Annotated in this window: 19 protein-coding genes; 6 read left to right on the forward strand and 13 right to left on the reverse strand. The window is 57.1% G+C overall.

Annotated features, from left to right (window positions below):
* Positions 1-2: 2 nt before the first annotated feature.
* From lysS to ffh, 12 genes are all read right to left on the reverse strand, one after another.
* Positions 3-1,535 (reverse strand): lysine--tRNA ligase, encoded by a 1,533-nt coding sequence (gene lysS / locus SIC19_RS04640; protein WP_075195984.1) that lies wholly within the window; start codon positions 1,533-1,535, stop codon positions 3-5.
* Positions 1,536-1,586: 51 nt separating this feature from the next.
* Positions 1,587-2,682 (reverse strand): peptide chain release factor 2 gene (gene prfB / locus SIC19_RS04645; RefSeq protein ID WP_126810486.1). Its coding sequence is split into 2 segments (ribosomal slippage): positions 1,587-2,609 and positions 2,611-2,682, totalling 1,095 coding nucleotides; the frame shifts between segments, so codons are not numbered across the junction.
* Positions 2,683-3,068: 386 nt separating this feature from the next.
* Entirely contained in the window at positions 3,069-4,802 is a 1,734-nt protein-coding gene (recJ, locus tag SIC19_RS04650; protein WP_075195985.1) for a single-stranded-DNA-specific exonuclease RecJ, read from the reverse strand.
* 5 nt (positions 4,803-4,807) lie between these two features.
* Positions 4,808-6,211, reverse strand: coding sequence for a threonine synthase (gene thrC / locus SIC19_RS04655; protein ID WP_041333520.1), 1,404 nt, complete (start codon positions 6,209-6,211; stop codon positions 4,808-4,810).
* 12 nt (positions 6,212-6,223) lie between these two features.
* Positions 6,224-7,525, reverse strand: coding sequence for a homoserine dehydrogenase (locus tag SIC19_RS04660; protein ID WP_036204154.1), 1,302 nt, complete (start codon positions 7,523-7,525; stop codon positions 6,224-6,226).
* 112 nt (positions 7,526-7,637) lie between these two features.
* Complete coding sequence (locus SIC19_RS04665) at positions 7,638-8,381, reverse strand: DsbC family protein (RefSeq protein ID WP_127400806.1); 744 nt, start codon at positions 8,379-8,381, stop codon at positions 7,638-7,640.
* Between the two features lie 148 nt (positions 8,382-8,529).
* The gene (gene xerD / locus SIC19_RS04670) at positions 8,530-9,462 is read right to left on the reverse strand and encodes a site-specific tyrosine recombinase XerD (RefSeq protein ID WP_127400805.1); all 933 of its coding nucleotides are present in this window, start codon (positions 9,460-9,462) and stop codon (positions 8,530-8,532) included.
* A 109-nt stretch (positions 9,463-9,571) separates the two neighbouring features.
* The gene (gene rplS, locus SIC19_RS04675; RefSeq protein ID WP_007154388.1) at positions 9,572-9,928 is read right to left on the reverse strand and encodes a 50S ribosomal protein L19; all 357 of its coding nucleotides are present in this window, start codon (positions 9,926-9,928) and stop codon (positions 9,572-9,574) included.
* A 26-nt stretch (positions 9,929-9,954) separates the two neighbouring features.
* On the reverse strand, positions 9,955-10,713 hold the full coding sequence (trmD, locus tag SIC19_RS04680) for a tRNA (guanosine(37)-N1)-methyltransferase TrmD (protein ID WP_036204148.1): 759 nt from the start codon (positions 10,711-10,713) through the stop codon (positions 9,955-9,957).
* Positions 10,714-10,716: 3 nt separating this feature from the next.
* Positions 10,717-11,244 (reverse strand): ribosome maturation factor RimM, encoded by a 528-nt coding sequence (gene rimM / locus SIC19_RS04685; protein ID WP_127400804.1) that lies wholly within the window; start codon positions 11,242-11,244, stop codon positions 10,717-10,719.
* A 32-nt stretch (positions 11,245-11,276) separates the two neighbouring features.
* Positions 11,277-11,522: a 30S ribosomal protein S16 gene (rpsP, locus tag SIC19_RS04690; protein ID WP_007154391.1), complete on the reverse strand. Its 246-nt coding sequence runs from the start codon at positions 11,520-11,522 to the stop codon at positions 11,277-11,279.
* 153 nt (positions 11,523-11,675) lie between these two features.
* The gene (gene ffh, locus SIC19_RS04695; RefSeq protein WP_036204143.1) at positions 11,676-13,064 is read right to left on the reverse strand and encodes a signal recognition particle protein; all 1,389 of its coding nucleotides are present in this window, start codon (positions 13,062-13,064) and stop codon (positions 11,676-11,678) included.
* A gap of 182 nt (positions 13,065-13,246) precedes the next feature.
* Between ffh and SIC19_RS04700 the strand changes: the two genes are divergently transcribed.
* From SIC19_RS04700 to SIC19_RS04715, 4 genes are all read left to right on the forward strand, one after another.
* On the forward strand, positions 13,247-14,053 hold the full coding sequence (locus tag SIC19_RS04700) for an inner membrane protein YpjD (RefSeq protein WP_036204139.1): 807 nt from the start codon (positions 13,247-13,249) through the stop codon (positions 14,051-14,053).
* A 96-nt stretch (positions 14,054-14,149) separates the two neighbouring features.
* On the forward strand, positions 14,150-15,427 hold the full coding sequence (locus tag SIC19_RS04705) for an HlyC/CorC family transporter (protein ID WP_041333515.1): 1,278 nt from the start codon (positions 14,150-14,152) through the stop codon (positions 15,425-15,427).
* A 283-nt stretch (positions 15,428-15,710) separates the two neighbouring features.
* Positions 15,711-17,951: a DUF1631 domain-containing protein gene (locus SIC19_RS04710; RefSeq protein ID WP_036204133.1), complete on the forward strand. Its 2,241-nt coding sequence runs from the start codon at positions 15,711-15,713 to the stop codon at positions 17,949-17,951.
* A 25-nt stretch (positions 17,952-17,976) separates the two neighbouring features.
* Positions 17,977-18,771 (forward strand): energy transducer TonB, encoded by a 795-nt coding sequence (locus SIC19_RS04715; protein WP_127400803.1) that lies wholly within the window; start codon positions 17,977-17,979, stop codon positions 18,769-18,771.
* Positions 18,772-18,782: 11 nt separating this feature from the next.
* On the opposite strand, the gene grxD is transcribed toward SIC19_RS04715, so the two are convergent.
* On the reverse strand, positions 18,783-19,109 hold the full coding sequence (grxD, locus tag SIC19_RS04720; RefSeq protein WP_036204127.1) for a Grx4 family monothiol glutaredoxin: 327 nt from the start codon (positions 19,107-19,109) through the stop codon (positions 18,783-18,785).
* A 312-nt stretch (positions 19,110-19,421) separates the two neighbouring features.
* Between grxD and argF the strand changes: the two genes are divergently transcribed.
* Entirely contained in the window at positions 19,422-20,336 is a 915-nt protein-coding gene (gene argF / locus SIC19_RS04725; RefSeq protein ID WP_126810491.1) for an ornithine carbamoyltransferase, read from the forward strand.
* Between the two features lie 4 nt (positions 20,337-20,340).
* Positions 20,341-21,411, forward strand: a complete 1,071-nt coding sequence (locus SIC19_RS04730; RefSeq protein WP_036204120.1) for an ABC transporter ATP-binding protein — start codon at positions 20,341-20,343, stop codon at positions 21,409-21,411.
* Positions 21,412-21,413: the final 2 nt, after the last annotated feature.

Here is a 21,413-nt window from a genome sequence, read left to right on the forward strand (position 1 = left end):
GTTCAGCCCTCGTCTTTCTTCGTTTCAGCCTTGTGCTCCGGGCGCATGGCGGGGAACAGGATGACATCGCGAATCGAGGCGGAATCCGTCAGAAGCATGGCCAGACGGTCGATGCCAATGCCTTCACCTGCGGTTGGTGGCAGGCCATATTCCAGCGCCATGACGTAGTCTTCGTCGTAGAACATGGCTTCGTCGTCGCCGGCGTCTTTCTCGGCCACCTGATCCTGGAAGCGCTCAGCCTGGTCTTCCGCGTCGTTCAGCTCGGAGAATCCGTTGGCAATCTCGCGGCCACCCACGAAGAATTCGAAACGCTCAGTGACGAACGTATCGTTGTCCTTGCAGCGGGCCAGCGGTGACACTTCTTTCGGGTAATCGGTAATGAATGTGGGCTGCATCAGGCGATGCTCAGCAGTCGCTTCAAAGATTTCGATCTGCACCTTGCCCAGTCCCCAGCCTTCTTTAAGGTGAATGCCCAGATCCTTCGCCACCTGTCGAGCACTGGTTTCATCGGCCAGTTGTTCGGCTTTGATATCGGGGTTGTATCGCAGGATGGCGTCCACCACGGTCAGGCGCTCGAAAGGCTTGCCGAAGTCGTACTCAATGATTTCTTCTTCGCCATCGGACAGGGTACGGGTGTTCACCACCGTGGTGGTACCGAGTACTTTCTGGGCAATGGTGCGCAGCATGTCTTCGGTCAGGTCCATCAGGTCGTTGTAATCGGCATAGGCCTGATAGAACTCCACCATGGTGAATTCCGGGTTATGACGGGTGGAAAGCCCTTCGTTACGGAAGTTGCGGTTGATTTCGAATACCCGCTCGAAACCACCGACCACCAGGCGCTTGAGGAACAGCTCCGGAGCAATACGCAGGTACATGTCGATACCCAGGGCGTTGTGGTGAGTCACGAACGGACGCGCCGTGGCACCACCAGGAATCACCTGCAACATCGGGGTTTCGACTTCCATGAAGTCTCGGTCGGTGAAGTACTGACGCATGACGCTGATAATCTTCGAACGTGCATAGAACACACGGCGACTGTCTTCGTTCACCATCAGGTCAACGTAGCGGTGACGATACCGGGCTTCCGTGTCGGTCAGCCCCTTGTGTTTCTCCGGCAATGGACGCAGCGACTTGGTCAACAGCGTGTACTCGTCCATGCTTACATAGAGGTCACCCTTGCCTGACTTACACAGAATACCCCGCACCCCCACGATATCGCCCAGATCCCAGTGCTTGGTGTCTTTCTGGACATCTTTTGAGGCGTAGATCTGAATGCGGCCCGTCATATCCTGAACCACTTTGAATGCTTTACGATCAAGCATCATGCGGCCGGCAACAGCCACCTGAATGCCCATCTCAGCCAGCTCTTCCTTGCTCTTGTCGCCATATTTGGCCAAAAGCTCGGCCGCGGTGGCGTCGCGACGGAAGTTGTTGGGAAAGGCATTGCCCTGATCACGCATCTCCGCCAACTTGGCGCGACGCTCGGCAATCAGCTTGTTGTCCTCTGGCTGTGCATTCGGGGTGTGTTCAGTCATGTTGGCTCGCAAAATCGGGAATTGTCCGGGTTAGCATGGCAAAGGCGCTGTTTACAGCGCCATCTTCAGGCTGGCTTCGATGAACTTGTCGATGTCACCGTCCAGCACCGACTGGGTATTGCTGGTTTCCACCTTGGTGCGTAAGTCCTTGATACGGCTGTCGTCCAGCACGTAGGAGCGGATCTGGCTGCCCCAGCCGATATCCGCCTTGGCATCCTCAGCCTTCTGTTTCTCGGCGTTACGCTCCTGCATCTCACGCTCAAACAGCTTCGCTTTCAGCTGTTTCATGGCCTGGTCTTTGTTCTGATGCTGGCTTCGGCCAGCCTGACAGGCCACGACAATACCAGTGGGATTGTGAGTCAGACGCACAGCAGATTCGGTCCGGTTTACGTGCTGACCACCCGCACCCGAGGCGCGATAGACGTCGACACGAAGGTCTGCCGGATTGATTTCAATCTCGAAGCTGTCGTCCACTTCCGGTGAGACAAAGACGGATGAGAACGACGTGTGACGGCGGTTGCCGGAATCAAACGGCGACTTTCGCACCAGACGATGCACACCGGTTTCCGTGCGCAACCAACCAAACGCATAGTCGCCCTGGATGTGGATGGTCGCACTCTTGATACCAGCCACATCGCCTTCCTGCAATTCGACGATCTCGGCCTTGAAGCCACGGCGCTCAGCCCAACGCAGGTACATGCGCAACAGCATATTGCCCCAGTCCTGGGCCTCAGTACCGCCGGAGCCGGCCTGAATGTCCAGGTAGGCGTTGTTGGCATCCATCTCGCCGGAGAACATGCGGCGGAATTCGAGCTTCTCGAGCTCTTTATCAAGCCCGGCCAGATCGGCTTCGATCTCCGCGGCCGTGCCCTCGTCCTCTTCCTCGTCCGCAATTTCGAGCAGACCTTCGGCATCTTCAAGGCCGGAGGTGAGGTTGTCGATGGTACGAACAATCAATTCAAGATCGGAGCGTTCCTTGCCCAGCGCCTGCGCCCGCTCTGGATCTTCCCATACGGAGGGCACTTCCAACTCACGCTCAACTTCAGTCAGTCTTTCACTACGCTGATCGTAGTCAAAGATACCCCCTGAGCGCTTCAGTGCGCTCACGAAGGTCTTTTATCTTCGTAACAATGGGATTGATTTCCATGAAATCCTTACTCTCGCTCGAAAAATGAATGCGATCAAAATCAGACGCGAGATTCTACCGGAAATCTGTTTTTAAATCAGCCGGTGGTAACCGCTACTTCGGTGAAAGCGTCAGGCAGGGCCGTTGTTCCGGGAGACGCTGTGAATACGTCCATGTACGCTTGACGAAAACATCCATGTTTTCGACACTCCCGGAACAACGGCCCTGCCTGGCGCCCAAAGTTGGGTGTGGCATTCATACAAGGTGTGATCGGGCTCGGGGTGGGGGTATCTTTTCTGCCAGAAAAAGGTGTCTGAGCGAAGCGAGTTCTTTTTCTAAAGAAAAGATACCCCCACCCCGGGCCCAGCCCGCCAAGGCCAAGTCCCCAAATGCCAGACTCCCAACCTTCAGGCCAGAGGCTCCAGATAATCCACCAAAAGCTGCAGGTTAGTACGCCCACGAAAGGTATTGGCATCAGGTTTGTAAACCACCCGCGCACCAGTCCTGGTGTAGTCGGGCACTTCCGGCCCGGTGTTGAAGGCGATGCCATCGATGATGGCGCCGCCCTCTTCCGGCTGGAGTACCAGCTTCAGGTGGTTCTCGCCAACGATGCGCTGGCTGACCACACGGAAGTTGCCGTCAAACAGGGGCTCCGGGAAATGCTGCCCCCAGGGACCGGCACGCTTTAACAGGGTGGCGGTTTCCAGGTGAAGCTCGTCCGGGCTCAGGGGGCCATCGGTGGTAATGGCCGCCTCAAGGTCTTCCGCCCGCAGGGTATCGCGGACCGCCCGGTCGAACGCGTCACTGAACGCGTCCAGGTCACCGCGGGACAGGGTCATGCCTGCCGCCATGGCATGGCCGCCGAATTTTTTCATCATCCCCGGGTGCCTGGCATCAACCACGGCGAGCACGTCGCGGATATGCAGGCCCGGGATGGAACGGGCCGAACCCTTGATGTCCTCGCCGTTGTCGTCCGGCGCAAACGCAATCGTCGGGCGGTGAGTCTGCTCGCGGATACGGGCCGCCAGTATGCCGATCACACCCTGGTGCCAGTCGGTGTCAAACAGGGCCAGGCCCCATGGCAGGCCCTCGATGTCCAGCGACATGGACGCCAGCAGGTCCTGAGCCTGGGTTTTCATATCTTTTTCGATGGTGCGACGTTCACGATTGAAGGTATCCAGTTCACGGGCCAGGCGCTGGGCTTCGTCACGGCTGTCCGCCAGCAGGCAGGCAATGCCCACGCTCATATCGTCCAGGCGACCGGCAGCATTCAGCCTTGGGCCAACCACAAACCCGAGATCCGTGGAGCTGATTTCGCTGTGGTCGCGGCCTGCCACTTCCAGCAGCGCCAGAATACCGGGGCGGGCCTCCCCCTGGCGGATGCGGCGCAGGCCCTGTTCCACAAAGATGCGGTTGTTATGGTCCAGGGGAACAACGTCCGCTACAGTGCCAAGCGCCACAAGATCCAACAGATTGCCGAGATTAGGTTGCGGCTCTGGCAACAGGCCCTGCTCACGCAGATGCTTTCGAAGAGCCGTCAGCACATAGAACATCACACCCACGCCCGCCGCGTTCTTGCTCAAGAAGGGGCAGCCGGGCTGGTTGGGGTTCACGATGGCGTCCGCCTCGGGCAGGGTTTCACCGGCCAGGTGATGATCGGTTACAACCACCCGGATGCCCAGTTCCCGGGCTGCGCGAACACCTTCCACGGCGGAAATACCGTTGTCCACGGTCACCAGCAGGTCCGGCAGCGCACCCTCATCTCTCAACCGGTGGATAATGCCCGGCGTCAATCCATAACCGTCGGAAAACCGGCTGGGCACGCGGAAGTCAATATCGTTCAGCCCCAGCATCCCCAATCCCAGCATGGCAACTGCCGTGCTGGTGGCGCCGTCGGCGTCGAAGTCCCCAAGCACCAGCACTCGCTGCTGACTGGTGATGGCGTCCGCCAGGAGCGCAACGGCACGGTCGACACCTCTTAGATCCATGGGCGATGCCAGGTGTTTCAGTGTGTAGGTGAGTTGGTCATCGGAAGTCACGCCACGGGCGGCGTATAGACGGCGAAGCAGTGGGGGCAGATTCTGGCCCCAGTCCGGAGTGGTGTCCGGGCTGGGGCGACGAAGGATTTTTTTGGGCGTCATACCACTCAGGTATTTTTCCAGTGTTTGGCGATAAAGTCCTGCACGGCGGACAGGTCATTATCCAAAACGGTGTATCGCTCCTCCCGTTCGAACAGATCCGACATATGCACCGGCAGGGACGGCTCGGCTTTAACACCTGAGCGCAACACGGCATCCGGGAACTTGGCCGGATGCGCAGTACCCAGGGTAATCATCGGTACCGCCGGGTCGCGACGACAGTTTCGGGCCGCACGCACGCCGATGGCGGTATGGGGGTCGAGCAAGTACTCGTTCTGGTCAAACACCTCACGGATGGTGTCTGTGGTGCCCTCATCACCCACCGCGTCACTGTCAAACAGTTTGCGAGCGTGCTTCCAGCGGTAATCTTCAATGCTGACTGGGCCCTTGGTGGCATTCTCCAACAGGTCCTTTACCGCAGCCCCGTCGCGGCCGTGCAGGTCGAACAACAGGCGCTCGAAATTGCTGGACACCATGATATCCATGCTTGGTGACAAGGTATGCTCAAGCTGGAGCTGCTCGTAGCGATTGCCACTCATAAAGCGATGCAGGATGTCGTTACGGTTGGTGGCGATCACCAACTGGGAGATCGGCAAACCCATTTTCTTGGCCAGATAACCCGCGAAGATATCGCCGAAGTTACCCGTGGGCACCGAGAAAGCCATACTCCGATCCGGACCGCCGAGCGCCAGGGAAGCATGAAAGTAGTAGACGATCTGAGCCATGATACGGGCCCAGTTAATGGAATTCACCGCCGCAAGCTGGGTTTGACCACCGAGGAACGACTGGTCACCAAAGCTCGCCTTCACCATGCGCTGGCAGTCATCAAAGTTGCCGCGCACCGCGATGTTATGGATATTGTCACCCTTCACGGTGGTCATCTGGCGACGCTGCACCTCGGACACCCGTTCATGGGGATGCAGGATGAAAATGTCGACGTGTTCGCACCGGCGGCACCCCTCAATGGCGGCGGAGCCGGTATCACCGGACGTTGCCCCCATGATCACCACGTGCTGCTTGCGTTTCTCCAACACGTAGTCCAACAGGCGCCCCAGCAGTTGCAGGGCAAAATCCTTGAACGCCAGGGTTGGGCCACGGAAAAGCTCCATGACCCACTCATTGGTGTCCAACTGAACCAGTGGGGCCACCGCTTTATGGGCAAATACATCACCGTAGGTCTCGTCCAGCATCCTGCGGAAATCCTCCGCAGGAATCGCATCGTCGACAAACGGGTGCATTACCTTGAAAGCGAGCTCGCTGTAGGAAAGCCCACGCCAGCTGCGAATTTCTTCCAGGCTGAAATGAGGCAATGATTCCGGGACATACAGGCCACCGTCGGTGGCCAGGCCTGTCAGCAGGACGTCTTCAAAGCCCAGGGCGGGAGCTTCGCCCCGTGTACTGATGTATCTCACCTTGCGTTCCTGTCAGTTAAAGTTTTCGGCGCGGATACGGACGACTTTTTCGTCGATATCGCTCAGGGCTTCCAGCTCTTCAATAGCGCGGTTGATCTGTCGCTCCTGGACCGTGTGGGTCAGGATAATTACCGGGATGCGGCCATCTTTCAGCTCCGATTCCTTCTGCATAATGGACTCGATGTTGATGCCGTGCTCACTGAGAATGGAAGCGACTTTCGCCAGCACGCCGGGACGGTCCAGCGCCTGTATGCGCAGGTAATAGGCGGACTGAACATCCTCCATCGGCAGCACCGGCAGATCTTCCATTGCCGCAGGCTCGAAGCCAAGGTAGGGAACCCGCTGGTTGCTCTTGGCAGCCACGGAACGGGCCGCGTCGATGATATCGGCGATAACCGCTGATGCCGTGGCCTCATCGCCGGCGCCGGGGCCGTAATACATGGTCTGGCCAACGGCATCACCGTCCACCAGAACTGCGTTCAACACACCATCCACCTGTGCAATGAGATGGCTGCGCGGAACCAGCGTGGGATGCACCCGCAACTCGATGCCCTCATCGCGGCGACGTGCGATCCCCAGGTGCTTGATGCGATAACCAAGAATTTCCGCGTGAGCGATGTCGTAAGGGGTGATTTCCGAAATCCCCTCGGTGTAGGCTTTTTCAAATTGCAGCGGCACACCAAAGCCTGCAGAGGCCAGGATCGTCAATTTGTGTGCAGCGTCAATGCCTTCCACATCGAAGGTCGGGTCCGCCTCGGCATACCCCAGGTCCTGAGCTTCTTTCAGCACTTCAGCGAACTCGCGACCGGCGCGCATCTCGGTGAGAATATAGTTACCGGTGCCGTTGATGATGCCGGCGATCCAGTCAACGCGGTTGGCGGCCATGCCTTCGCGAACAGCCTTGATGACGGGGATACCGCCAGCAACGCCAGCCTCGTAGGAAACGATCACATTCTGCTTCGCCGCTGCCTCGAAAATCTCGTTGCCATGGACCGCAATCAACGCCTTGTTGGCGGTGACTACGTGCTTGCCATTTCGGATGGCAGCCAGCACCAGCTCCCGAGCGGTTTCGTAACCACCAATCAATTCGACCACAACATCCACAGACGGGTCGTTCACCACGTCAAAAATGTCGGTACTGAACGGGATATCCCCCAGATCAATATCATTGCGCGGGGTGCGTGTCGCCACCCGGGCAATACGGAGATTGAAACCTGTCCGGCCTGTGATCAGGCTGGCATTACGGGTCAGTACGTTGAACGTACCACCACCGACTGTTCCCAGTCCGCAGATTCCGACATTGACGTCTTTCAAGCTTTCACCTCTGTTCCCGATGGGTTGCTGTGGGGAGCGATAGTATAACGGTTAACGGGCGCCCGAATAAGCCCCGCCTGATGAACAGGCAAACAAGGCATTCCGTAGCCTATCAGAGCAGCCCCAGGCCTTCAGCCAGTTTTTCAGACGGCACGTAACCACGCACCATATTACCGTCTTCCAGTACGATCGCCGGGGTACCCGTCACACCGACGCGACTACCCAGCTCGAATTGCTCCCTGACCGGGTTCTCGCAGCTCTGATCATCCACGGATCGACCCTGCTTGGCGGCATTCATGGCAGCCTGCGGATCATCGGAACACCAGACGGAAATATACTTGCGAAAAGAGGGCGTATTGGGGCCGGAACGGGGAAAGCCATAGTAATTGACAGTAATACCCAATTCGTTCAGTCGCGGAACCTCGTCATGCAGCTTGCGGCAGTATGGGCAATCGATATCGGTGAACACAGCAATAGAAGCCTTTTCGGTGCCCTTGGCCGGAAAACTGATCAGCCCCTCATCACCGAACTCGTCCATGGTTTGAGCGCGCTGGGACGCCCTGCCCTGTTCAGAGATATTGGCAATACCGTTCGCGGTCACTTTCAGCAGGTCGCCGGTCAGGAGGTACTGACCATCGGCCGTTGTGAAAATGGTATCGCCGTTATTACTGTACACCTCGTACAAACCCTCAGCCTCCGATTTGCGGACATCGGATATCTTCAGCCCCGGAATCGCTGCGGTGAGTTTGTCGGCAATCGTATCCTCGACCTCGCCCGCATGAGCAGTGTAAGCGCCAGCCGCCAGAGCCGCGAGCACCAGTGGCAGCATGGGTTTAAACAAGTTCTTGATCAGCATATTGGTTTCCAGTTTTCCAGAATCACGAAGGTATATAGCCTGTCAGACGGCGAATTCCGCCGAGTTTGTGCGACACCGCTGCCCGCAAAAAGTTCAGTGTACCAAGCGCCATGCCCGCCGACTAACCCGGGATGTTACGACACTCTAACTAACCGCGCGGATGGTGAGCCTGATGCAGCGATTGTAATCGCTGACGTGCCACATGGGTGTATATCTGGGTTGTCGACAAGTCCGAATGCCCAAGTAACATCTGAACCACCCGTAAGTCGGCACCATGATTCAACAGATGCGTCGCAAAGGCATGGCGAAGGGTATGGGGTGACAGATGCTTGAGAATTCCAGCACGGAGTGCGTAATGTTTGATCCGATGCCAGAAGGTCTGCCGCGTCATCGCAGCGGGACGGTTACCCGGAAACAGTGCGTTGCTGGCCCGCCCCTTGAGAAGCTCACCTCGCCCCTCCCTCATGTAACGTACCAGCCAATCAACTGCCTCTTCACCAAGCGGAACCAGGCGCTCCTTGTTTCCCTTGCCAACAATCCTGACCACCCCCTGGCGCAGGTTCACCTCATCCACCGTTAAAGCCACAAGCTCCGAAACCCGCAAACCGCAGCCGTACAGGATTTCCATCATCGCCTTGTCGCGAAGCTCAATGGGCACTTCAGGATCGGGTTCCGACAACAGGTTTTCCACGTCGTCTTCCGACAAAGAATCCGGCAACCGTCGAGGAAGGCGGGGGCTATCTATTCGCAGCGTAGGGTCTTCAGCGATCACGCCTTCTCGCAAAAGGTAGCGGAAAAAACGACGAAGACCGGAGAGGCGACGGGCAGCCGTGGAGGTTTTGAAACCATCAGACAACCCACGGGATATCCAGCCCAGCAAGTCGGTCCGGCGCACCTCGGTCAGCAGGGGCGTTCCCGGCTGCTCCTGCAGCCAGGCCGCCAACCGCTCAAGATCACTCCGGTACGCCTGACGGGTTTTTTCCCCCAAGCCATCTTCAAGCCAGATGGCATCGGTGAAGCGCACAATGACCGCTTCATCCTGCGATCTAAGCTCAACTCTGGAGGTGGGTTTCCGGGGCATGGCGGCCTACTCGAAACGAAACGGGAACGAAAAGTTCCGGCAACCGGATACGAAAAAGGCAGCCTTGGGCTGCCTTTTCCTGACGAACTGTACCAGCAACTTCTGCTGATCAGCCCAGCTTTTCCTTGATACGAGCTGCCTTGCCAGACAGGTCGCGCAGGTAGTAAAGCTTAGCCTGGCGAACGTCACCACGACGCTTCACACTGATGCTGTCGATCAGCTTGGAGAAGGTCTGGAAGGTACGCTCAACACCCACACCGTAGGACACTTTCCGTACAGTGAAGGAAGAGTTCATGCCACGGTTGCGCTTGCCGATCACAACGCCTTCGAACGCCTGCAGACGCTCACGGTTGCCCTCGGTAACGCGAACCTGGATTACCACGGTATCACCCGGCGCAAAGGCAGGGATTTCCTTGGTCATCTGCTCTGATTCAATTTGACTGATGATGTTGTTCTTGCCGCTCATCGTATGTGCTCCTGATACCCAATCTTTTAATGCCCTGATGATTCAGAGGCACCCGGTTCGTTCAAAATCTCTTCCAGCAGCTCACGCTCTTCGTCCGTAAACACCCGCTTATCCAGCAGGTCGGGGCGTCGCTCCCGGGTTCGCCTCAACGACTGTTTCAGCCGCCAACGCCGGATCTGATCATGGTGACCGCCTAACAAAACATCCGGCACAGCCTGACCTTCGTAAACCTCCGGCCGGGTGTAGTGCGGACAATCCAGCAAACCGTCAGCAAAGGAATCCTGCTCTGCCGACTGCGCATGACCCAACGCTCCGGGGATGAGGCGTGTAACCGCATCAATGACAGCCATGGCCGCCAACTCGCCACCGGAAAGCACGAAATCTCCCAGTGACACCTCCCGATCGACTTCCGCCGATATCAGGCGCTCATCAACACCCTCATATCGCCCAGCGACGAGAATAAGACTCTCTTCCGCTGCCAGCGATTCAACCACGCCCTGATTCATCGCCTCCCCCTGGGGAGACAGATAAACCACGCAGGCGCGTCCGGGTGCAGACTCCCTTGCCGCATGGATGGCATCCCGCAGTGGCTGAATTTTCATCAGCATACCCGGGCCTCCACCGTAAGGCCGGTCATCTACCGTTCGGTGACGATCATGAGTGAATTCCCGAGGATTCCAGGCCGTGAACGTCAACAGACCATCACGAACGGCCCTTCCGGTAATCCCGTAATCCGTCACCGCAGCGTACATCTCCGGGAACAGACTGACTGCGCCAATCCACACCCGTCAGAACTCCGGATCCCAGTCGGCCACCAAACGCGAGCCGGCCAGATCCACACTCCGGACCACTTGGTCCGGAAGATAGGGAATCAGCCGCTCACGCTGGTCAATGGAGGCGTCGGTTGCCCGCACCACCAGGACGTCGTTGGAGCCTGTTTCTATCAGATGATGCACCTTACCCAGGTACTCATCCTCTGTCGTGAAAACGTCAAGGCCTTCCAGTTGATGCCAGTAGTATTCCCCTTCGGGGAGCTGCGGCAATTCCTCGGTAGACACAACAACGTCGGCACCACAGTAACTGCGGGCCACTTCACGATCATCGATACCTTTTAGCCTGACGACGATCCCCTGGCCTTGCCGGCGACCTTCCTCAAGCTTGGCCGGGATACGCTTGCCGTTGTGAACCAAGGTCCAGTCCCGGTAGTTCAGTATTCCGTCCTTGGGGTCAGTATAGGAGTAGACCTTGAGCCACCCCTTAACCCCAAACACCGAGGTAATCTGACCAATCACAGTTTCCTGCGAATGTTGAGCCATACCCTAACCCCGGTGGTGAAACGTTCTTTCAATTACTCTGCAGCAGCGCCTTTCAGCAGCTGTGCAACGCGCTCGCTGGTCTGGGCGCCTTGACCCAGCCAATGATCGATGCGATCACGATCAATACGCAGACGCTCTTCCTGGCCACGGGCAACCGGGTTGAAGAAACCAACACGCTCGATAAAACGACCGTCGCGGGATTTGCGGCTATCTGTCACTGTCAGATGGTAGAACGGGCGCTTCTTGGAGCCGCCACGAGCCAAACGGATTATTACCATTTCGACCAATATCCTGTTCTGTTGTACGAACTTTGTACGATTCACACCCGCCAAGCTTCAGAAATCACTGGCTGGCGCGAAGACCCATACTCGAAAGGGGCGCTATTCTATGCTAAATGAACGCCAAAGAAAACAGGGAAAACATCCCGGTTTCTACATACGCCCACGCGGAGGCATACCACCGCCTGCGCCACCCGGCGGCATCATACCGCCAAGACCGCGCATCATGTTAGCCATTCCGCCCTTCTTGCCGAATTTCTTCATCATTTTCTGCATTTGCTTGTGCTGCTTTAGCAGACGATTCACATCCTGGATTTGCGTACCGGACCCCGTCGCAATGCGGCGCTTGCGAGAGTTATTGATCACATCCGGGTAGCGGCGCTCCTTTGCCGTCATTGAGCAGATAATGGCCTCCATCTGCCCCATGGACTTGTCATTGACCTGTTGCTGGGCCATCTGTGCCATCTGGCCCATGCCGGGCAGCTTATCCATCAGACCGCCGATGCCGCCCATGCTTTTCATCTGCTGAAGCTGGTCACGGAAGTCTTCAAGATCAAAGCTCTTACCCTTCTTGATCTTCTTTGTCAGTTTCTGGGCTTTCTTCTGATCAATCTTGCGCTCGGCTTCCTCTATAAGGGAGAGCACATCCCCCATACCCAGAATCCGGGACGCCACCCTGTCAGGGTGGAATGGCTCCAGGGCATCGGACTTCTCGCCCACACCCAGGAACTTGATCGGTTTACCAGTAATGTGACGCACCGACAGCGCGGCACCGCCACGGGCATCGCCATCGGTCTTGGTCAGGACAACGCCCGTCAGTGGCAGCGCATCATTAAAGGCCTTGGCCGTGTTGGCAGCATCCTGGCCCGTCATGGCGTCGACCACAAACAGGGTTTCAACCGGGTTGACGGCTTTATGAAGACGACCAATCTCGCCCATCATCTGCTCATCGACGTGCAGGCGGCCGGCGGTATCCAGAATCACAACATCAACATGTTTCTTGCGGGCTGCATCCATGGCGCCATTGGCGATATCAACAGGGTCCTGGTCCTCAGAACTGGGAAAGAACTCCACACCCACTTCACCGGCCAGCGTTTCCAGCTGACGAATGGCCGCCGGGCGATACACGTCGGCGCTCACCACCAGAACGGACTTTTTCTGCCTTTCCTTAAGGAAGCGGGCAAGCTTGGCCACCGTGGTGGTCTTACCGGCACCCTGCAAGCCGGCCATCATAATCACTGCCGGTGGCTGTACTGCCAGGTTGAGGGATTCGTTGCCATCCCCCATCACGCGTTCCAGCTCCTGCTGGACAACCTTCACGAATACCTGGCCCGGACTCAGGCTACGCTGAACTTCCTGCCCGATTGCCCGCTGACGCACGCCCTCAATGAATGCCTTGACCACAGGCAGGGCAACGTCCGCCTCCAACAGCGCCATGCGCACTTCACGCAGCGTTTCCTTTATATTGTCGTCGGTCAGCCGCGCCTGCCCAGATATCTTGCGCAGACTGCCGGAAAGTCGGTCCTGGAGGTTTTCAAACATGTTGCTCTTCCGTACCCGGATAAATTGGTTGCATGAAACACCGGAACCCGATCAGGTTCCTTGATTCCTGTTGCATAATCGCGACATTATAACCAGACTATCGCCCTGAAACGACCAGCCCGGTCAAATCGGCGTGGAACCCCGCCGATCTCGAGTCAGAAAGTGGTTATAAAAAGGACGTCATGGGAACGTTGATCCTCGCGGTCACTTCGTTATTGCTTTACAGCGTAGGTACCGCCCTGCAGGCTCTCAGCTTCCGGGGACGGGTACACACCAGCATTGCCATCACCACCCTTATCGGCCTGCTGGCCCTGACAGCACATGGACTGTTGATTGCCCAGACCGTTCATCGTGAAGGCGGTTTCGATTTCGGCTTCTTCCAGAGCTCTGTCCTTATTTCCTGGCTGATCGCTTTTTTGCTGCTAGCCCTCAACCTTCGCAAACCGGTACAAAGCCTTTTCCTTGGCGTTTACCCGCTGGCAGCGCTGACCATCATTATGGGTCTGATTACTCACTCCCCTTCCCGATTGGTGCCGGAAGACCACTACGGCATGCTCTCCCATATCGCACTGTCGGTGACAGCCTACAGCCTGTTTACGCTGGCCGCCATACAGGCGGTGCTGCTTTACCTGCAGAATCGCCAGCTCAAACAGAACTATAACAGCGTCCTGATACGCAACCTGCCGCCGCTGCAGACCATGGAGTCATTGCTGTTCGAGCTGGTGTGGGCAGGCGTGGTCATGCTGATTCTGGCCATCGTGACCGGCGCCCTGTTCATTGACGACCTGTTCGCTCAGGATCTGGCCCACAAAACGCTGTTCTCGCTGTTGTCACTCATCGTCTTCATCGCATTGCTAATCGGACGCTACACGAAGGGCTGGCGCGGCATTACCGCCAGCCGCTGGACACTGGCAGGGTGCGCCCTGTTAATGCTCGCCTTCTATGGAAGCAAGTTCGTGCTGGAACTGATCTTTCACCGGGGCGGCTGACGCTACCATGAATTTCCCCGGACAGACACCAACTTGACACCCCGACTTTCAACCACCTATTTTCCCAACTTGTCGGTAACATAAGGACACTCAGTCTTGAACGAAACATCGCTTACTGCGCTGTTCATCATCCTGGCAGGACTCATCCTGCTTTCCGCCTTCTTCTCCAGCTCTGAAACCGGGATGATGTCACTGAACCGGTACCGGCTGAAGCACATGGCCAAGACCGGCCATAGAGGCGCCCGCAGAGCCCAGTCTCTCCTCAATCGCACCGATCAGCTGATCGGCGTCATCCTGATCGGCAACAACTTCGTCAACATCTTTGCCTCAGCCATCGCCACGGTGATCGCCATCCGCATTTGGGGCGACGCCGGGATTGCCATTGCCACCGTTCTGCTGACCATCGTTATCCTGATTTTTGCGGAAGTCACCCCCAAAACCCTTGCTGCACTGTTTCCCGAAAAGATTGCCTTTCCAGCCAGCCACGTACTGGGACCGCTGCTCAAATTACTCTATCCCGTGGTTTGGGCGGTTAATCTGTTTACAGGCGCCATCCTGAAGATCATCGGCGTGTCCGCCGACGATGCCGCCAACGAGCACCTCAGCCGCGAAGAACTGAGAACCCTTGTAAATGAGGCGGGCGCACTGATCCCAGCCAAACACAAGGACATGCTGGTTAGCATCCTCGACCTTGAGAAAGTGACCGTGAACGACATCATGGTGCCACGCAACGAGGTGGTCGGCATCGATCTGGATGATGACCTGGACACCATCCTGCGCCAACTAAGAAGCAGTCAGCACACTCGCTTGCCGGTGTTCAAGGGGGACATCAACAACATTCAGGGCGTGCTTCACCTGCGCAACGCCTCAAAACTCCTGCTTCACGATGAAATCAACAAGGCCATGCTGATGCAGCTGTGCCGTGAGCCCTATTTCATTCCGGAAAGCACACCCCTCAACACCCAACTGATCAACTTTCAGAAGGAGAAACGACGCTTCGGCATCGTTGTTGACGAGTACGGAGAAGTACTCGGCCTGGCGACACTGGAAGACATTCTTGAGGAGATCGTTGGCGAATTCACCACCGATTACGCCGCCACCAGCCCCGACATCATTCCCCAGGACGACGGCACATACATCATCGATGGTACGTCCGCTGTGCGAACCATCAACAAAACCCTTGGCTGGAAGCTACCTATTGATGGCCCCAAAACACTCAACGGCCTCATCACCGAAACCCTGGAAAACATCCCGGACACCAACGTGTGCCTGAAGGTGGGCGGGCACCGCGTTGAGGTGCTCCAAATCAAGGACAATGTGGTCAAGGCTGCGATCGTTCACCCCAAAAAGAAGAAAAAGCGCGCTATGGGCTAGATCATCTGGCTATAACACCTGACTATTTAGAAAGATCAAATTTTAATATTTTTCTTGACCGAAATGCGGTTCCACCCAAGACTGGAGTCACGCAAAAAATAATAACAACATGCCGTAAGGCATATGATCCGCCGTTCCTTAGGGTGCTTTGGAACATTAGTGGGTTTTGTTAGCGTTTGGTCATGTTACCGTGTGTTAAAATGCGGTAGATTTAACGTATAAAGAAAAAATACAGCTGTAAGCTCGGTCATGTATCCGGTTGAGGCGTACACAGGAGTCGGCCATGAATAAGCAGTCCGGCATACATTATCTCCGCGAGCACCGGGAGGCAGGGAGCTCAAATCCCGTACCTGCGCAGGTGGTTCGCATCCGCGACACTGTCGTTGCTGGACTGGGGGATTTGTTGCAGGGTGCATTTGATGCAGTTGATGACTCGCTGTTCGAGCTGGCAAACAACGCCAGAAGCAACAACGAGCAGAACCGCTATTTCGAGGCCATGCGCGAAATCCGTATCAAGCGGAAGGGTGTAGAGCGTCACTTCCAGAATGCGGTAGCACAACTGTTCGCCAATCCGCCTCAAAGCGGCAGCGTGGCAGCCGACGAAAGTCTAGCCAGCCAGACCAGCTCAGACAGCCTGTCGCTGGTAGGCGACGACGACCTGGAAGAACAGGTTGCCCTCAATGCCATGATCACCAAGTCCAAGGTCCACTTTCAGGGTCCCCTGTTACAACTGCAGACACGCTTCAGCGTGGTTTATCCGGGCGCCAGTGACGAAGCGCCGGTTAACCCCATGGCGCCAGAACATCTCTGCAGCGCCTTTGTGGAAGCCATCCAGGCGCTGGAAATCCAGATACGCGAACGCCTGATTCTGCTCAAGCAATTTGATCGTTACGTTGTTTCCAACCTTGGCATGTTGCTGGACGAAGCCAACCGAATCCTCATCCAGGCCGGCGTGATTCCGAATTTCCGCTACCACGGCAAGGCTGGTAAACAGCAGAGCAAGACAGCATCCGGCACTCACGCTGACGAAACAGGTGGGAACGCCAGCGCGATGACGGAACCCGCTGCTGCGGAAAGTCAGCAAGGGCACCATGAAGGCGCCATGTTCGACCAGATCCGGCAGATGCTGGCGCTCCAGCGCGCCAACGCAGGCATTCCGCCGCGGGCATCCGACCCCAATATTCATGTCGTTGGGGGAGCGGAACTGGCAAGTCTGCTCGGCTCACTTCCCCAACACCCCCCTGGCGAACAGATTAGCGGCAACCTGAGTGCCGGCGAGCCGGTGATGGTTGACCTCCATCAGGTTGTCCAACAGTTGCTGGCACAGGCCGGAACGACCAGCGATGGCAAAAAGCCGGCGTTGGCGGAAATGGACGAGGACCTGATCAACCTCGTGTCCATGTTGTTTGAATTCATTCTCGACGATTACAACCTCTCGGCCCCCGTGCAGGTCCTGATCAGCCGATTACAGATCCCCATCCTCAAGGTGGTGATCAAGGACAAGTCATTCTTCAGTAAAGCAACTCACCCAGCCCGCCGCCTGCTGAACTCCCTGGCACGGGCCGGCATTGGCTGGAGCGAGAGTGACGAGAAAACCCGCGACAAGCTGTACGAGCAGATCCACGCCATTGTCGTTCGCATACTGAACGAATTCGATGGTGACGTAACACTCTTTGAAACCCTGGGCGAGGAGTTCGAACAGTTCCTGGCAAGGGAAAACCGCAAGTCCTCCCTGGTGGAGCAGCGCACCCGGGAATCCGAGCGCGGACGTATCAAATCGCAGAAAGCTCAGGAAACCGTCGATCAGTTGCTGCAGAAAAAACTGGCGCGATACAAGCTTCAGGAGCCAGTGCGGAACATCCTGATCAACGGCTGGAGCCGAGTGATGTTCCTGGCTTACCTGAGGGACGACGTGGAACACCGCTGGCTACAGACTGTCCGCGTGGTGGATGACCTCATTTGGTGCCTGCATCCGCATCAGGAAGATGAAGAGCGGGATCAGTGGGTTCGCGTGGTTCCCGGCTTGCTGAAGTCACTCCGGGCCGGGCTTGAAGAGGTTTCCTACAACTCATCCAAGCTGGATGAGATGATGGCGGACCTCAAGCACGAGTTAACGGAAGCTTTTCGGGCCAACGCGCTGGCCGAGGCCATGGAGGACTCTCCCGAACCGGAACCCGAAGAAGACATCCCCACGGCTCATCAGACTGCCATTGAGCGCCAACAGGAGCTTGAGGACGCCGCCATCGCCGAATATGTGGCACAGATCGATGCTATTGAAATCGGCAATTGGGTGGAGTTCAACCTGGTCAACGGGGCCAGCTTCCGCTGCAAACTGTCCGCCATCATTGAGGAAGCAGACTGCTTTGTTTTCGTAAATCGCATGGGGCTCAAGGTGATCGAGAAAACCCGCACCGACCTGGCGCATGAGATGCGGCGCGGCCGTCTGACCGTCCTTGAGCAGGGAGCGCTGATTGACCGGGCGCTGGACGCAGTCGTGGGCAGCTTGCGGAGCAAGGCAGGTTAAAAGCACTGGGAGCGTCTGAGCAACAATGCTGGAGTATGGCAGTGTTACCGGCCTCCCGGACAAATACCGGATCACCCTGGCGATATCGGTTGCCTTACTGCTTCATACCCTGATAATGGCCACCCTTCCCTATACGGCTCCAAGCGCGGAAAGCCATCGCCAGACGGTGAAAGTGGAACTGGTCAGTCCTGGCAGTATTCCCTTGCCGGAATCCGCCGCCAGCGCGACATCGCCGACTCGCACGACAGCTCCGGACCGCAACACGATCACAACTGAACCAACGTCCACCAGCGACCAGCGTGACCCCGTTGCTGTGGAATCGCCGCAAGTCGACACCAGTCATCCCCGGCACAAAGAACCAACTGCGCGTTCGGCGCCATCACCACAAACACCCGTGGTGGAGCCCCAATCTCCAGCACGGACAACGCCCTCGCAGGACTCGGCCGCTACTGCCGCAGGCAACCCGGAGCAACCGGTGGAGGACACGCCGAAAAAGGTCACTCAGATAACATCGTCGCCACGAGATGTGGATCCCTATACGGCAAGCCTGGCCGTACACATTGGTAAGGAACTCGGCAAACGACCGGTTCCTTCCAGCCGCAGTGTCACCGAGCCGGTGAGCAGTCAGCTTGAGCTGAAACTACTCCCAAGCGGAGCACTTACTGGTGCCAAAGTCACCAAATCGACGGGGTTCAACGACATAGACCGAGCGATTTATCAGGCTGCCCTGCTAGCCAGCCCTTATCCAAAACCACCGGAAGAATACTCAGGAAGGAAGCAATTCCGGGTCGAACTCATTTTCGCCCCGGAACGCATTTAAACGCGGTTAACTCAGGCTTCTGCCTGTTTCGCAGCGGCTTTGACCTGCTCGGCCAGCTCACCACTTTCCGACATTTCGAGAATAATGTCGCAGCCGCCTACCAGCTCACCATTGATATAGAGCTGCGGGTAGGTGGGCCAGCTTGAATAGACCTTGAGGCCTTCACGCAATTCCTGGTTATCAAGAATATTTACAAAGGCGAACCGCTCGCCGCATGCCATCAGCGCCTGGACGGTCTTCGCTGAGAAACCGCACTGCGGAGCCTGTGGAGTGCCTTTCATATAGAGGATAATGGCGTTTTCCTCAAGCTGGCTCTTGATGGTTTCGTTGATGTCCATGAACTCTCACCTCTCATTGGAAACGGGGTCGCCCGGTTGCGACATGCCTGCCACTATTGTACACGTCCCGTGACGCTCACCAAACACCGCCTGACACCTGCATATGCCCTGGCGTTGTCTTCAGTCCCCTGACGGGCTAGACTTGAGCCCCTGCCTTTCAGGCAACCTCCGTTTCCGTATTTCCCGCCAGTGCGGCTCTCACCGCGTGCTGGCGTATTGCCGTTTCAGGACAATGACCACCGCGGGCCGGTTGTAACCACGAATAGATCCGGATTTCTTGGATAGGGTTATCGATTAATTAAGGGCCACTCCATGGCAGCAAGACATTTTCTCACACTCAATGACTTAAGCTCCGACGAGCTTGAAAGTCTGGTCGACCACGGCACTAAACTCCGCAACGATTGGCGTCAGGGCGTCGTGCGCGAAACCCTGAAGAATCGTGTCCTGGCAATGATCTTCGAGAAGTCGTCAACCCGTACGCGGGTATCCTTCGAGGCGGGCATGACCCAGCTCGGTGGCGCTGCGCTGTTCCTCTCTCCCCGTGATACCCAGCTCGGACGAGGAGAACCCATTGAAGACTCCGCCATCGTGATTTCAAGCATGGTGGACGCTGTCATGATCCGGACGTTTTCCCACGATACCGTCGACGCATTCGCGGCGGCCTCCAGAGTGCCCGTCATCAACGCTCTGACAGATGATTTCCATCCTTGCCAGCTGCTGGCCGACATGCAGACGTACCGGGAACATCGCGGCAGCATTCGTGGCGGTACGGTTGCCTGGATTGGCGATGGCAACAACATGTGCCAGTCCTATATCAATGCAGCGACGCAGTTCGGCTTCAACCTGCGCGTTGCCTGTCCGGAGGGTTACGAACCTGACAGTGAATTGCTGAAAACCCATCAGGATCGGGTGTCTGTGGTTCATGATCCGGCTGAAGCCGCCAGAGGTGCCGATCTCCTGGTCACGGATGTCTGGGCCTCCATGGGGCAGGAAGATGAGCAGAAAGCCCGTCAGAGAGTCTTCCAGAACTACCAGATCAATCCCTCGCTGATGAAATTGGCGGACAAGGACGCGCTGTTCATGCACTGCCTGCCGGCGCACCGTGGCGAGGAGATATCCGCGGACATGATGGAACACCCGCGCTCGGTGGTCTGGGACGAAGCCGAAAACCGCTTGCACGCCCAGAAAGCGCTGCTGGAATTCCTGATCCTCAATCGACTGGACTGACCGAATGACCGATAGCCTGGCTCAGCCTGCTGACTGGCTGCTGGAAGTAAACAACCTGTCCTGCGGGTATGGCGATGGCTCAGTGGTCAGGAACGTCAACTTTGCCCTCAGTCACGGCGACATCGGCTGCCTGCTGGGCCCCAGCGGTTGCGGAAAAAGCACCATCCTCAGGGCATTGGCAGGATTTCTTCCCATCAATACCGGTGAGATTTGCCTGCAGTCCAGTTCCATCAGCCTGCCCGGTCGCACTCTCGCCCCTGAGAAGCGCCGAATCGGCATGGTGTTTCAGGACTACGCCCTGTTCCCGCACCTGACAATTGCCGAAAACGTCGGCTTCGGCTTGCGCAGAGAGGATCGCGAGGAAAAACATCAGAAAGTCACCGAGTTGCTCAAGGTGGTTCATCTGCAGGATCTTGCCGACAACTACCCCCATGAACTGTCGGGTGGGCAGCAACAAAGGGTGGCGCTTGCCCGTGCCCTGGCACCGGAACCCACGTTGATACTGCTGGACGAGCCGTTCTCTAACCTCGACGCAGATCTGCGCCGCCGACTCAGCCTGGATGTGCGGGAAATCCTCAAGACACTGGGCATCAGTGCCATCCTGGTCACTCACGATCAACAGGAAGCCTTCGCCATGTGTGATCAGGTGGCGGTTCTGAAAGACGGCGGAATACAGCAATGGGACGTGCCCTACAACTTATACCACGAACCCGCCAACCGTTTTGTTGCAGGTTTCGTGGGCCAGGGAGGTTTCGTTCCAGGAAAAGCGTTGGGGCCGGACACGATTGAGTCCGAGCTGGGAGTCATCCGCGGCAACCGCGCATACACCTGGCAACCCGGCACGCTGGTCGACGTGCTGATCCGGCCAGACGACATCGTCTACGATGCCAACTCCGAACTTAAGCCAAAAGTGGTGGAAAAGACCTTTGCCGGGACGTCGACGCTCTATCGCTTTCGCTGCTCGGAAGACACCGAGTTCGAGGCCCTGTTCCGGAGCCATCTGGACTTTCACCTGGGCGAACACGTGCCAGTCCGGGTGGAGGCAGACCATCTGATCGCCTTCGAGAGAACCTGAGA

Origin of the sequence: Marinobacter sp. MIT930201 (assembly GCF_047122665.1) — a bacterium.
GTDB lineage: Bacteria > Pseudomonadota > Gammaproteobacteria > Pseudomonadales > Oleiphilaceae > Marinobacter > Marinobacter salarius.